The organism is Gordonibacter urolithinfaciens, from assembly GCF_900199375.1.
Taxonomy (GTDB): domain Bacteria; phylum Actinomycetota; class Coriobacteriia; order Coriobacteriales; family Eggerthellaceae; genus Gordonibacter; species Gordonibacter urolithinfaciens.
Map to the genome: position 1 here is coordinate 2,434,844 of NZ_LT900217.1, position 14,008 is coordinate 2,448,851.

A 14,008-nucleotide genomic window follows, 5' to 3' on the forward strand; every position below is an offset into this window, starting at 1 on the left:
ACATGAAGAAGTACACGCTCACCTCGTATGATCCGGTCGAGCTCGATCTGCCGAAGCCCCAGGTGCCCGCGAGCCTCGTGGACGCCCAGATCGAGAAGCTGCTCGAGCCCCTGGCCGAGTACCACGAGATAGCCGAGGAGCGCGGCGTGGCCATGGGCGACCACGTGGTGGTGACCACGGTGGACGCGCGCTTGGACGGCAACCCCGCCTCCAACTTCGTGCTGGAGCACTCGCTGTACCACGTGGGCGGCGGCGAGATGCCCCGCACGTTCGACGAGGAGCTCGTGGGCATGGCGCCCGGCGAGACGAAGGACGCCGAGGCGAAGATCAAGCTGCCCCTGGCGAAGGACGGCGATGCCTCCCGCCTTACCATGCAGGTGACGGTGGAGAAGATCCTGAGCTGCCGCACGCCGGAGCTTACCGACGCGTTCGTGGCCGAGCACTTCGAGCCCGCCACGACGGTGGCCGAGTTCCGCGAGGGCGTGGCCAAGCAGTTCGGCCTGCCCGACATGGCCAAGAACGACGCGCAGTTCCCCGACCTCGTGCTGGACGAGCTGGCGAAGCGCCTGGTGGAGGACCCCGACCCGGCCGACCTGCTGCCGGGCCAGCCTCTGGACGCGCTGCGCATCACCTGCGCCATCGACGCTTTGGCCGACCATTTGGACATCGAGCTCTCAGACGCCGACATCACGGCGCAGATGCCGGGCAACGACGCCGAGCAGCGCGAGAAGATCCGTCAGCAGCTGGAGGACCAGGGGCTGGGCGACGAGGCCCGCGTGTTCGCGCGCCGCGAGGCCGCGCTCTCGTGGCTGGTGAACAACTCGCGCGTGTCGTACAGGTAGCGGCTCGGGATGGACGGAGGCGAGGGCATGGATGCGGGCAGGCCCATCGACGCGGAGGCGCTGAGGGCGTACTACGAGCAGCTTCCCAACGAGTACGGGTTCGCGAGCCAGTGCAAGATGACGCTTCTGGGCGATCTCAAAGGGAAGCGCGTGCTGGACATCGACTGCCGCCGGGGCAAGGGCGTCATCAAGCTGTCGGACTACGTGGGCGCCCGCGGGCGCGTGGTGGGGGTGGACCCCACGCCCGAGTGGATCGAGATCGCCCGCTCCTACCAGGACGACGCGTGGCGCCGCAACGGGCTGCCCGAGAACAACATGGAGTACCTCGTTGCCTACCCGGAGGACCTCGCCGCGGCGGGGCTCGCTGACGGCACGTTCGACCTGGTGTTCGCCAACAGCAGCGTCACCGTGGACTTCTGCCCCGAGGCGGTGTTCCGCGAGGCGTTCCGCGTGCTGCGCCCCGGCGGGGTGCTGGTGTACGACGGCGTGGTGGCGGCCGGGGTACGCGATGCGGGCACGGTGGCCCGCGCACGCGAGCTCGGCAACGCCGTGCAAGCCGCGCCCGCCCGCGACGAGTTCGAGGCCATGATGGCGCGCATCGGGTTCGAGCGGCCCGAGTACTACGAGGAGTCGGACGTTTCCCCCGAGACGGGCTACGTGGGCGGCTTCGAGGTGCCGACGGCCGAGACGGACGAGGACGTGCGCTTCGTGAAGACCACGGCGCGCATCTACAAGCCGCGCCGCTAGGCGCAGGCGGGGGCGCGGGCGCTCGGGGCGCCCGCGCACAGGGAAGGGCGGGGCTGTATCGAAGACCCGCCTGGCTATGGGTTGAGAACAGGACAAGGGCTCTGCCCTTGCCGCCGGTTGGGACAGCCTCCCAGGCGGCGGCAGGCGCAGGGTGCCTGCCCTGCGGAACAACCTTATGGCGAAACATGGTTTCGGGGGCTTTTGGACAGCCCCTCTAAGGAGGAGCAATGCAGTACGAGGAACTGAAAGCGCAGATAGAGGCGGTGCCTGCGGCGCAGGCGAAGGACTACCGGGAGCTTTTGGCCTTGGCCAGCATCGCGGGTGGCGTGTGGCCCCGGCTCAAGGGGCACCTGGAGGCGGCGGAGGACTGCCGCGGTTTCTTCCAGGCGATCTACGACGACGATGCCTGCCGGTTCGAGAACGCCTGGGCGTACTGGGCGAAGATGAACAAGGAGCCCTGGGCCGACCGCTTCGAGGCCGAGAAGGCCGTGCGCGGCGTGCGCCTGGAGAACAAGGGCATCTTCATCGAGGGCAACGGCAACGAGCTGCTCGTGCCGCTGCAGGGCCGCGGGCACGCGGCCAACGTCTACCTGTTCGCCGAGAACAGCTTCAACGAGCACGCGGCCGAGCTCTACGGCGCCATCAACGGCTCGTTCACGTGCGTGGGGATGGAGCTGGAGGGCGCCTTCGACATCTACCGCGCGCACCGCGCCCTCATCTTCGAGCGCTGGGACGTCGACAAGCTGCGCAGGCGTGCCAACGGCAAGGGCCAGGTCCGCACCGGCTGCGACTGCTCGGCCACCTGGTAGGGGATTCGCCTCGGTGCCGTCCCCGCGGTCGGCGCCGCCATCTGCGAGGACGGGCTCGCGGTCGCGAGCGGTGGGTCCGAACCCATGAGAGCCGACGGAGGGGCGGACGCGAGTCCGTCTCTCCGTCCGGTCTCTAGCGGGCTTCCACTGGCTTCGCCGCCGCTTTTGGCCGAGGCTTTGTCGTCCCCTTCTTCGGCCGTCCCGCCTTGGGCTTCTCGCGCAGGCGAGCGTCTATGCTGTCTTTCGTGATGAAGGTGTCGCGGCCCTTGCGAAAGCCTTGAAGCAGACAGGCCTTGCGCATCTGGGACACGCGTGCCCGTGACACCCCTAAGATCTTTGCCGCCTCGGAAGCCGGTACGGCGGGAATACCGTCGAGGCTCGCCTCCACGGCTACGAGCAGAATGCGGCCGTTTTTGCGTGCAGGTTCGTGGCCGAGCGTCGCCTCGGGGATATCCCTGCTGTCCATAAGGCGGTATTCGATCTCCGTCCTGAGCCAGTCGGCGGCCATTTCCGAAGCCTCGGCCACGTCGGCTCCTTGGGTTGCGCCTTCGAAGTCGAAGGGCCGGGCGATGATCCATCCATCTTGCCCGGTAAAAAGCTCGAACTCGTATACATACAACATAGGCGGGTCCTCTCGTTCTCGAACTGGGTCAGCGCCGCTTCTCGATACCTGCTTGCTTTCTGATATCTCGGGCTGTGTCCTCGTCTATCTCCCGATGCCGGGGGATAGACGTCTGGAAGCCTGGCTTCTTAAAAGTCTCGTGGTTCGTGCCGCCGGTACTTCTCAACCCTTGGGCTTCGACCTCCTTGACAAGGTCGCGTCTCTTGACCATGCTCGTCCTTCCTAAAAATTATAAACTATAATTAATAATTAATCAAGTGCGAAAGGGGAGGGAGGCGGGCGTTGCCACGTATCGGTTCCGCGGGGTCGCAGGCGTCCCCAGCGCCCGTCGGCATGCGCCGGGCGCGTCTATGGGCGTTGACGGCGCAGGGCGAACGCGGCGGCGAGCGTGGCGCTGATCACGGCGGCGAATGCGATGCAGCGGGGCGCGCGGGCGAGGGCATCGCCCGTCTCGGCGAGCGGGGCCGGGGGTTCTTCTTCGGCGGGCTCGTCGCCTGCTGGCGGCTCCTCGGGGGCGCTGACCAGCTCGTTCACCACTTCGTAGCAGTAGGTGCGGGCGTTGCCCTCGACGGCGACGACGAAGGGCTCGGCGGTGCGGTAGCCCGGCGGGGTGGTGGCGGGGTCCTCGCGGACCTCGTAGAGGCCGTAGGGCAGCGCTCCGTCGAGGCCGGCGGGGCGGAGCCCCTCGGTGGAGGCCCGGCCGTCCTCGCCGGTGACAAGGCGGGCCGCCACCTCGCCTGTGGAGAGGCGCACGATGTCGAACGCCACGCCGCCCAGCGGGACCTTGGGCGTCGTGCCGCCCCCGTCTGCCGAAGCGCCGACTGCGCCGCCTTCGCCCGTGCTGTCCGCAGCGCCGCCTCCGTCCTTGCCTGCGCCGAGCTTGAGCAGCGCCACGTCGCCGCGTACCACCTGATCGGCCACGGTGGGGACGCGGTACACGGCCACGCCTGGCTCGTCGGGGGAGGGCTCGACCGCGCGCACGAGGGCGGGCGGGTCGGGCAGCAGGTAGCCGCGGGGCGCCTGCACCTCGCGCACGACCACGGTGCCGAGCGGCAGGCCGGACCCGCCGCTTCCGTTGCCAGGCAGGTCGCCCGTGCCCACGCTCGCGCGTCCCTGCTCGTCGGTGACGACGTCCCAGGTGCGCGCGGGCTGCGCGCCCGCCGCGGCGATCTCGCCAAGCGAGGCGTAGCGTCCCGCGTAGTGCTCGACCGTGAACGTCGCGCCGGCGAGGCTCGCGTCGCCAAGCGGCAGGGGGACGCCCGTCTCGCGGTCCGCCTTCTGCACGAGGATGTCGACGGGTGCGACCAAGGGCGCATCCGCGACGCGCACGGCCGGCACGGTGCCGGTGCGGCAGTCCTCCTGAGCGAGGTCGACCGGGTAGACGCCCGGGTCGGGCAAGTAGCCCTCCGGCGCCGCCTTCTCGCGCACCCAGTAGCGCCCCGGCGCGAGGACGCATTCCGACCGGGCGCGCCCCGCGGCGTCGGTGGTCAGCGCGAGCACCTGGCTCGTGCACGCCTCGTCGGCGTACACGCCGTACACCGCGCCGGCCAGCCGGTAGCACGCGTTGTTGTCCGTGACGTCGGGGGCGGCGGAGCGCTTGAGCACCTCCATGGCCCCGAAGGGGCGTATCTTGAACCCGCCGACGTTCTGCGCGCCGTAGGGCGAGTAATGGTTCTCGTACATGCCGGCGCCCCGGCAGTTCACGGTGATCTGGAAGCCGCCGTCACCCGCAGGCTCGCCGGAGAACGGGTAGGTACCCGGAAGCGGCGTGCCGTAGACGGAGCCCGAGATGCAGTAACCGGTGGCCGAGATTCCGTACTGGGGGAACGTCACCTCGAACACGTTGCCGCCGTCCGGCCCGTCGATATGCGCGTTCGTGCAGGCCACGTAACAGGTGCCCGAGATGCCCTCAAGGGCCTCGGCCGACCGGGGAGCTGCCAGCGCGAGCGCGAGCACGCACGCGGCGAGCATCGCCGCGCATGCCGCGGTGCGCACGCGGCGAGGACTGCGAGGGCCGCCGGGCCCTGGTCCTGCGGGCCCCGCTTCCGCAAGGGCCTTCGCCGCGCCGGCCGCAACGGGCTTGCGGCGCACGCAGCCGGAAGGCGAGAGGGGGCGCCGACGGGGCGCTGCCTCGACAGCACCGTTTTCCCTGCGAATGTGCGGCTGCGTGTGCGACGGATCCACGTCGGCCCCCTTCCTCGTCGGTCGCGCCGGGCCTGTCCCGACGCCTCCATCCTAGCGCCGCGACCTTGCACGCCGACCGTAATTCGACCGTCCGCGAGTCGCGCAGGCCTTGCGCGTTTCCGACGTGGGCGCCGTCCGAACCTTGCATGTTTCCGCCGTGCGAGCCGTTCGGTCCTTGCCCGCATCCAGCACCGATCCAGCTCGTTTTCGCTGGAAGCCCCCCAGGCGGCTTCCAGGCGCCGCTGCCGCGCATCCTGCCGGTGCCCGCTCCCGCCCCTTTTGCGTGTTATTCGCCGCAAAAACACGCCGCTAGGGTGGCACATGCTATCCCGCATAGCTATAATCAAATAGCCGATTCTATCTACTACTGGTTGGCATCGAACAACGGTCCTGGCCGCAAGGTGCTCGATGGCGGCCAGCAGTCGATAGAAGCGGTCGGAGGAGCTGTCAACGTCATTTCGCGCAGGGGGTGCGAACGTTTCACGCCAAGGCTCGCTCAGGGGGTGGCGAACCGCCGAACGGCGGAATGCCCAGACGAGCGGTCGGGATGAAAATCGCGGTCCGATCAATTAATACTATCGGGCTTACCCGCTCGCGGAATTTAGAACTTCCGGTGTGATGTGGATGGAACGGGCGTTTTATACACTGGCGTGCATGATCCGCGCGAGTGAGAGCGTTCGGGCCAAGCGGAACTTCCGCGCATAATCATGCGAACGGCACGACAGGGTTCAACGGTAAGGTAAACGGACGAGAAGAAGAGGGGAAGGTAGATGGAGATTTCCAAGACGTCGACCGGTCTCAAGGGCCTTGTGAGCCCGGATACCGTGTCGACCGAGGTCGACATCCATCAAGACGGCGTCACGATGGTCAAGTCGCTCTGCTATTTCTGCCATGCTAACTGCGGCGTGCTCGCCTACGTTAAGGATGGCGACGTAATCAAGATCGAAGGCGATCCCGATTACTCGAACCAAGGCGGACTGTGCTGCCGCGGCACGAGCGCGCTGCTGCACGTCAACCACCCCGCCCGCATCAACCACGCGTTGAAGCGCGTGGGTGCCAAGGGCGAGGGCAAGTGGGAGAAGATCCCGTACGACCAGGCGATCCAGGAGGTTGCCGACCGCCTCAACCAGATCAAGGACGAGAGCGGCGCCGAGGCCGTGGCTTCTGCGGGCGGCACGACGCGCACCGACGACTGGGCGCGCCGCCGCTTCCTGAACCAGTTCGGCACGCCGAACGGCTTCCACAACGCGCTTCTGTGCTGGATCCCCACGTTCATGGCCGAGACCTGCGTGGCCGGTTGGTCGCCGTTCGAGACGGACCTCGCCGGCGCCAAGTGCCTCATCCTCTGGGGCATGAACCCCGGTGCCTCCACGCTGGGCGGCATGAACGGCTACACCGACCTGCAGAAGAACGGCCTGAAGATCGTGGTCGTGGACCCGCGCTACTCCGAGACGGCTTCCAAGGCCGACCTGTGGCTGCCGCTGCGTCCCGGCTCCGACGCCGCGCTCGCGCTGGCCATGCTGCACACCATCATCTACGAGGGCCTGGTCAACTGGGAGTTCGTGGGCGAGTGGTGCGACGGCTTCGAGGAGCTGCAGGAGCATGTGGCCGAGTACACGCCCGAGTGGGCTGCGCCCATCACGTGGCTCGAGCCCGACCAGATCCGTCAGGCCGCACGCCTGTACGCCATGAACACGCCCGGCTGCATCCAGTGGGGCTGCACGTGGGACCAGATCGGCCGTGCCTCCACCACCGGCAGCCACGCCATCGCCCTCATGCGCGCCGTCTGCGGCAACCTCGACGTCCCCGGCGGCGACGGCATGCCGGGCCCCGCGCTCAACTACCTCACCGACGAGGAGATGGAGCTCAACGAGTGCCTGCCCGAGGAGCAGAAGGCCAAGCAGATCGGGTCCAACAAGTTCAAGCTGACCTCCTGGCCCGGCTACCAGATGATCTCCGACAACGCGAAGCGCACGTGGGGCAAGACGCTGCCCACCGAGTGGTTCTGCGAGGCCCACGGCCCGAGCGTGTTCAAGGCCATCATCACGGGCGACCCGTACCAGGTGCGCGCGCTCATCGTGAACGCCACGAACCCCATCAACTCCTACGGCGACGCGAAGATGACGCTGCAGGCGCTCAAGCAGTGCGAGTTCCTGGTGGTCGTGGACTACTGGATGACCCCGACGGCCCTGTTCGCGGACTACGTGTTCCCGGCGGCCGGCGCGCTGGAGCGTCCCACCATCGTCACGCACTACGGCGCCACCGACTCCATCATGGGCGGCCGCCGCGCCATCCAGCCCAAGTACGACCGCCACACGGACATGACGTTCTGGCGCAAGCTGGGCCTGGCCTGCGGCCAGGATCCCGCGAACTGGCCGTGGGAGACCGAGGAAGAGGCGTACTTCCACATCCTGGAGCCCCTGGGCCTGGGCGGCGTGGAGAGCTACAACGACTTCGTCGACTACTACCGCATGTACTATCCGCCGCTGCACCAGAACAAGTTCAAGGCCAACGGCTTCTGGACCCCCTCGGGCAAGGTCGAGTGCAACTCCACCATCCTGCGCGAGCTGGGCTACCCCGGCATGCCCACCTACATCGGCTGCATCGAGAACGAGATCGACACGCCGGAGATCGCGGAGGAGTACCCGATCGTGCTCACCACGGGCGGCGGCTTCATGCCGTACCACCACTCCGAGCACTTCCAGATGCAGGGCATCCGCTACCTGTATCCCGACCCGTACTTCTCCATCAACCCGGAGCTGGCCGAGAAGCTGAACATCGCCTACGGCGACTGGTGCTGGATCGAGACGCGCCGCGGCCGCATCAAGATGCGTGCCAACGTGGAGCCCGAGGTGCATCCCAACGTGGTGTTCGCGCCGCGCGGCTGGTGGTTCCCCGAGCGCGACGGCTCGGCCGACCTGGACAACCCGTTCGGCTGCCTCGAGTCCAACGTCAACGTGCTGACCTCGGTCGATGACGAGCACTGCGACCCCATGGGCGGCTCGTGGGCCAACCGCGGCCTCATGTGCAAGGTGTACAAGTGCGGCGAGTACGACAAGGAGTACAAGAAGGAGGACACCCAGTTCTCCATCCCGGGCTCCTCGTCCGAGCCGGGCGTGACGGTCATGCCGAGCGACCAGAAGCTCGCCCGCGAGCCCATCCCGTTCGAGAAGCCGCAGCCGGCCGAGGCCGTGCCCGAGGGCTACGAGTGGGTGTGGCAGAGCAACACGCTGTACCAGAAGGGCACGCACTTCCGCCTGGACGAGTCGGGCTGGCTCATCAACCCGCGCACGAAGGGCTACCACGACGCCCACACCGGCTGGCGCTACGATGCGGCCAACGAGTGCCTCGTGGACGACGAGACCGGCAAGATGTACACCATGGAGCGCGAGGAGATCGTGTTCGCGGCGGGCGTGCGCTGCTATCCCGGCCAGGCCGCTCCTTACGAGGTGCCCGAGAACCTGACCTGGAACCAGGAGAAGGGCTATGCCACGCTGGGCGACAAGCCCTACGTGTACGACCCGAACAGCGGCTGGATGCTGGACCCCGACAACGGCGCCTTCCACGACGCCAACTACGGCTGGCTCTACGACGCCGCCACCGGCCATCTGGTCGACGAAGCCACGGGCAAGCACTACGACATGTCGTATGCTCCCGTCGAAGAATAGCCGCCGAGTAGGAAGAAAGGATAGATAAATGACTCGTTACGTCATGGTCATCGACCAGCGTCGCTGCATCGGCTGTCACTCCTGCACGGTTGCTTGTCGTACGTGGAACAAGCTTCCACTTGACATCGTCTACAACCCCGTGGTCACCGAGGGCGCCCAGGGCACGTGGCCGAACGTCCACAAGTCCTGGCAGCCGCTGCTGTGCATGCACTGCGAGAACCCCGAGTGCGTTCCCTGCTGCCCGTCCGGCGCGAGCCAGCAGGACGAGGACGGCACCGTGTGGGTCGACCCTAAGAAGTGCCTGTCCTGCAAGGTGTGCGTGAACGCCTGCCCGTACGGCATGCGCGACGCCTCGCACCTGGAGGACCGCATGCACCGCTACGTGCGCAAGTGCACGTTCTGCCGCGACAAGCGCCAGCTGGACCCCTCTGCCCAGCCGTACTGCGTGCTGACCTGCCATCAGAAGGCCCGTATCTTCGGCGATCTCGACGATCCGAACAGCGAGGTCTCCAAGCTCATCGGCTCCGTGAAGACCGAGCGCCTCTTCGAGGAGTTCGGCACCGAGCCGCAGATCTACTACATTCCTGACTTGGGAGGTAAGGCATAATGAAACATCATTATTGGGAACCGCCTATCGCCCTGTACCTTTTCCTGGGCGGTCTGGCGGGCGGCATCCTGTTCCTGGCCGCCATCTTCAACAGCTTCGTGGTCCCCGGCTACGCCGAGGTGTTCGCGCTGCCCGTGCTCGTTTCGCTGGTGTGCGTGGCCATCGGCTGCGTGTTCCTGGTCGTCGACCTGGGGCAGCCGGGCGTGTTCTGGCGCGTGTGGACCACGTCGAAGTCCATCATCAAGTGGGGCGCCACGTTCCTCGTGATCGCCGCGGTGTTCGCGCTGCTGTTCCTGCTGGCGTTCATCGGCGATGCCTGGCCGATCTTCGCGGGGCTGTCCGGCCTGCTGAAGCCCGCTGCGGACTTCTTCCTGATCGTGGCCGGCTTCTTCGGCCTGTGCATCATGATGTACACCGGCATCATGCTGTCCACCCTGAAGGCGCATGCGTTCTGGGCCACCCCGGCGCTGCCCGTGCTGTTCACCATCTCGGCCATCTCCACGGGCTGCGCGGCCATCGTGCTGTCCATCGGCGGCTGGCCGGCGGCCATGACGCTGGAGAGCCTGTTCGTGTCCGAGATCGTGCTGGAGATCCTGCACGTGGTGGACATCGTGCTGGTCATCGCCGAGCTCATCGTGCTGCTGACCATGGTGCTGTCCTTCGCGGGTGCCGGCAACGAGACCGCCAAGGCGGCGGCGCGCCGCTGGGTCAAGGGTTCCTACGCTGGCCTGTTCTGGGTCGGCATGGTGGGCCTGGGCCTCGTGGTGCCGCTGGTCATGTACATCGGCGGCGGCCACTCTGCCGCGGCCACGCTCGTGGCGCCCATCCTGGTGCTGTGCGGCGGCTGCCTGCTGCGCTTCATGGTGGTCAACACCGACGACCGCGCCGAGATCCCGGGCGAGAACCGCTACTACAACCGCCTCGCCAAGAACGATGCGGAGTTCATCACCAAGTGGACGTACGGCGACAACCAGTTCTAAGGCGGCCGCGAGGCCGTGAGCGCGCAGGCTTCGCGCTGCGCGTACGCTGACGGGGGGCCCGGCTTATCGGTCGGGCCCCCGCCTGCCGTTTTAACCGAGTATCCAGGGGGGAACATGGAAGACTACGTATTCGAGGACGTGCTGGCCGGAAGCACCGTGACGTGCGGCTTCCCGGGCCTTGACACGCGGGTGGCGGCGGCCGACGGGCCGCGGCGCGCCCGCACCCTGTTCTTCCCCGGCTGCTCGCTTATCAACTACGCGCTGCCGCTCGTGAAGGCGGTCTACGACCTGCTGGCGCAGGCGGAGCGCGTCGAGGGTATCTCGCTTCTGTGCTGCGGGAAGATCTTGAGCTTTGAGCCGGACGGCAAGGCCGTGCGCGCGGCGTTCGAGGACGAGCTGTGCGCGCACGTGGCCGCGGCGGGGGTGGAGCGCATCGTGGCTGCCTGCCCGAACTGCGTCGCCGCCTTGCGCGGCGCCCTTGCCGAGGACGAGCGCACGGCCGGCGTGGAGGTGGTGCCGCTGCCCCTGGAGCTGGAGGCGCTGGGCTACCGGGTGGACGCCGAGGTGGCAAAGCGCCTGCTGGCCGCCGAGCTGGAGGCGGGGGCGGCCTTCTACGAGGTGTGCGCCGAGGGCGCCCGCCCGCCGCTGCGGTTCAGCGTGCACGACTCCTGCCCCGACCGGGCCACGGGCGAGTTCGCCGACGGCCTGCGGGCGCTCATGCCCGCCGAGCTGGCGGTGGAGCCTGCGCATGCGCGCCGGAGCTCCCAGTGCTGCGGCTCGCTCGTGCGGGCGGCGGGGCATGCGGACAAGGCGCTCGAGCAGTCGCAGGCGCGCGGGGCCGAGGCCGTGGCGGCCGGCGGCTCCGCCATCGTGGCGGCATGCGTGAGCTGCTCGTTTTTGCTCTCCGTGTCGCAGTGGCGCGTGCCGGTGTTCCACTACCTGGAGCTGCTGTTCGACTGGCGCATCGACTGGCGCGCCGCCGATGCCTACATGAAGCTGCGCTTCCTGTTCGACGAGCCGGCGGCGGACGGCGGCGAGGCGCGCCCGTTCAAGGGGCTCGCTCCCGAGCCTGGCGACGACCGGGAGGAGGCGCGATGACGGCCGAGGTCAAGCCCACGAACTGCCACTATTGCGGCTACTGCTGCGCGTTTCTGGCCACCGTGGAGGATGGCCGCGTGACGGATCTCGTGCCCGACCCGTCGCGCTACCCCTACGACGAGCGCATCCTGGCGGGCTGCCGCCGCTGGCGCATGAACCTGGATGCGCTGGACGGACCGGACCGCGTGAACTACCCGCTGCGCCGCGCAGGCGAGCGCGGCGGCAACGAGTGGGAGCGCGTGAGCTGGGACGAGGCGCTCGACGACATCGCGGCGCGCCTGCGGGCGCTGGCCGACGAGCATGGCCCGGAGACGCTCGCGAGCGCCATCGGCGGCCCGCATGCCTCGTTCTGGCCGCTGCACCGCTTCATGAACCTGTTCGGCAGCCCCAACAACATGGGCATCGGGCAGATCTGCTGGAACCCGCGCATCTGGATGGACGCGCTCACGTTCGGCTGGACCGTGGAGGCCGACATCGTGCCGGGGGTGACGGAGTGCCTGTTCATATGGGGCACGAACCCGGCTCAGTCCGACAACTCGGCGTTCTGGCGCTCCATCCTGGCGTTCGCGCGCTCGGATGCGGCGCTCGTGGTCGTCGATCCGCGGCGCACGCAGGCGGCGGCCGTGGCAGACCTCTGGCTGCCCGTGCGGCCGGGAACCGACTGCACGCTGGCGCTGGGCCTTTTACACGTGATCATCGGGGAGGGCCTGGTTGACCGCGCGTTCGTGGACGCGTGGTGCCACGGGTTCGACGAGCTGGCCGAGCACGTGCGTCCCTACACGCCCGCGCACGTGGCCGCGGTGTGCGGCCTGCCGGAGGACGACATCGTGCGGGCGGCGCGCCTGTTCGGACGGGCGGGCGCTGCGGCGCTCGTGTCGGGCCGCGGCGTGGACCAGGTGGGTGCGAACGTGGCGCCCACGCACCGCGCCATCTGCTGTTTGCGCGCTGTGACGGGAAACGTGGACAAGCCCGGCTCGTGCGTGCTGGCCGAGGGGCCGGACTTCGTGTCGGAGATGGAGCTGGAGATGTCCGATGCGCTGGCGCCCGAGAGGCGCGCGCGCTGCCTGAACACGCCCTTCACGCCGCTGCAGTGCTACGACGGCTACGACCGCGCCCGCAAGCTCACCGAGAAGCTGGGCCGCACGCTGCCGGAGCGCTACCTGACCTCCGCGCTGCCGCACCTCGTGCTGCGCGCCATGGAGGAGGGCGAGCCGTATCCCGTGCGCGCGCTCATCGTGAACGCCACGAACCCGCTGCTCACCTATGCCGACACGCACCGCGTGTTCGACGCGCTCATGGGCCTGGACTTGCTGGTGGTGCTGGACTACTATATGACGCCCACGGCCATGATCGCCGACTACGTGCTGCCCGCGGCCGGCGCCGTCGAGCGCCCGGTGCTGCAGGTGCACGGCGGCGTGGCGAACATGGGCTACGGCGGCCCCGCCGCCGTGGAGCCGTACTACGAGCGGCGCACCGACTACGACGTGTTCCGCGGCTTGGGGCTGCGCCTGGGGCAGGAGGACGCGTGGCCGGAGGAGACGCTCGCCGACGCGTTCGCGGCGCAGCTCGCGCGCGCGGGCATGGACTGGGACGCGTTCTGCCAGCTGGGCATCTACTGGCAGCCGCCGGCGCACGCCAAGCACGAGCTGCCGGGCCCCGACGGCCGGCCGCAGGGCTTCGCCACCACCACGGGCAAGATAGAGCTGGCGAGCGAGTTCCTGCCGACGCTCGGCGGGCCGCGCCTGCCGGAGCCGGTCGCGCCGGCGGCGCCCCTGTGCTCGCCGGAGCTCGTGGAGGACGCCGAGCGCGCGGGCGGCGCTCACCTGCCGATGATCACCGGCTCGCGCAAGCAGCCCTACAACGCGTCGATGTACTTCAACAACCCGGCCTTCCGCCAGAAGTCGCCGCACCCGGTGGCGGAGGTGAGCGAGGCCACGGCCGGGCGGCTCGGCCTGAAACCGGGCGATCGCGTGGAGATCGCCACCGACAAGGGCTCGGCACGCTTTATACTGGAGACCGCGCCCCTGCGCGACGACCTGGTGAACGTGGACTACGGCTGGTGGCATCCCGAGTGGGAGCCGGGCGGCCCCGACCTCGGCGGCATGTGGGAGTCGAACGTGAACTGCCTCACGTCGTGCGAGCCGGGCGAGCCGCTGATCGGCACGTGGTCGTACAACGCCATCGACTGCGTCATCCGGCGGGTTGACGAGCCTTTGAGCTGGGAATGAACCTGCGGGACGGGCGGAGCGGAAGAGGGGGCCATGCAGCACTCCTCGCACACTTCGCGAAAGCTCGTCGCACTGCATGGCCCCCTCTTCCGCTCCGCCCTCGCGGTTGCTGCGAAGGGCGGTGGGCCGGGGGCGGGACGCAGTTGCGTGATCGGTTGAGGTTGGAGGGGGTGCAACCTGCGGGGCCTTCCGTGGTGCGGGGAGGGGCGACGAAGAAGAACTG

Annotated in this window: 11 protein-coding genes; 8 read left to right on the plus strand and 3 right to left on the minus strand. The window is 68.4% G+C overall.

The window, feature by feature from the left end; genetic code table 11:
- Positions 1-2: 2 nt before the first annotated feature.
- From BN3560_RS10440 to BN3560_RS10450, 3 genes are all read left to right on the plus strand, one after another.
- Positions 3-842, plus strand: a complete 840-nt coding sequence (locus BN3560_RS10440) for a trigger factor (protein ID WP_096227993.1) — start codon at positions 3-5, stop codon at positions 840-842.
- Between the two features lie 27 nt (positions 843-869).
- The gene (locus BN3560_RS10445) at positions 870-1,589 is read left to right on the plus strand and encodes a class I SAM-dependent methyltransferase (RefSeq protein WP_157780575.1); all 720 of its coding nucleotides are present in this window, start codon (positions 870-872) and stop codon (positions 1,587-1,589) included.
- Between the two features lie 227 nt (positions 1,590-1,816).
- Positions 1,817-2,398 (plus strand): hypothetical protein, encoded by a 582-nt coding sequence (locus BN3560_RS10450; RefSeq protein ID WP_096227995.1) that lies wholly within the window; start codon positions 1,817-1,819, stop codon positions 2,396-2,398.
- A 133-nt stretch (positions 2,399-2,531) separates the two neighbouring features.
- Here BN3560_RS10450 and BN3560_RS10455 read toward each other — a convergent pair whose 3' ends face one another.
- The 3 genes from BN3560_RS10455 to BN3560_RS10465 all read right to left on the minus strand — a co-directional run bounded on the left by BN3560_RS10455 (position 2,532) and on the right by BN3560_RS10465 (position 4,991).
- Entirely contained in the window at positions 2,532-3,020 is a 489-nt protein-coding gene (locus BN3560_RS10455) for a type II toxin-antitoxin system HicB family antitoxin (RefSeq protein ID WP_096227996.1), read from the minus strand.
- A 28-nt stretch (positions 3,021-3,048) separates the two neighbouring features.
- Complete coding sequence (locus BN3560_RS10460; RefSeq protein ID WP_096227997.1) at positions 3,049-3,231, minus strand: type II toxin-antitoxin system HicA family toxin; 183 nt, start codon at positions 3,229-3,231, stop codon at positions 3,049-3,051.
- Positions 3,232-3,368: 137 nt separating this feature from the next.
- A complete protein-coding gene (locus BN3560_RS10465) occupies positions 3,369-4,991 on the minus strand; it encodes an MSCRAMM family protein (RefSeq protein ID WP_096227998.1) in 1,623 nt (540 codons plus the stop codon).
- Positions 4,992-5,974: 983 nt separating this feature from the next.
- Between BN3560_RS10465 and BN3560_RS10470 the strand changes: the two genes are divergently transcribed.
- The 5 genes from BN3560_RS10470 to BN3560_RS10490 all read left to right on the plus strand — a co-directional run bounded on the left by BN3560_RS10470 (position 5,975) and on the right by BN3560_RS10490 (position 13,785).
- Positions 5,975-8,872, plus strand: coding sequence for a molybdopterin-dependent oxidoreductase (locus BN3560_RS10470; protein ID WP_096227999.1), 2,898 nt, complete (start codon positions 5,975-5,977; stop codon positions 8,870-8,872).
- A 28-nt stretch (positions 8,873-8,900) separates the two neighbouring features.
- Positions 8,901-9,479, plus strand: a complete 579-nt coding sequence (locus BN3560_RS10475; RefSeq protein ID WP_041239379.1) for a 4Fe-4S dicluster domain-containing protein — start codon at positions 8,901-8,903, stop codon at positions 9,477-9,479.
- Entirely contained in the window at positions 9,479-10,459 is a 981-nt protein-coding gene (gene nrfD, locus BN3560_RS10480) for an NrfD/PsrC family molybdoenzyme membrane anchor subunit (RefSeq protein ID WP_015539683.1), read from the plus strand. The genes BN3560_RS10475 and nrfD overlap by 1 nt, the downstream gene beginning before the upstream one ends.
- A 114-nt stretch (positions 10,460-10,573) precedes the next feature.
- Positions 10,574-11,557: a heterodisulfide reductase-related iron-sulfur binding cluster gene (locus BN3560_RS10485; RefSeq protein WP_096228000.1), complete on the plus strand. Its 984-nt coding sequence runs from the start codon at positions 10,574-10,576 to the stop codon at positions 11,555-11,557.
- Positions 11,554-13,785, plus strand: coding sequence for a molybdopterin-containing oxidoreductase family protein (locus BN3560_RS10490; protein ID WP_096228001.1), 2,232 nt, complete (start codon positions 11,554-11,556; stop codon positions 13,783-13,785). Before BN3560_RS10485 ends, BN3560_RS10490 begins: the two co-directional genes overlap by 4 nt.
- Positions 13,786-14,008 lie beyond the last annotated feature (223 nt).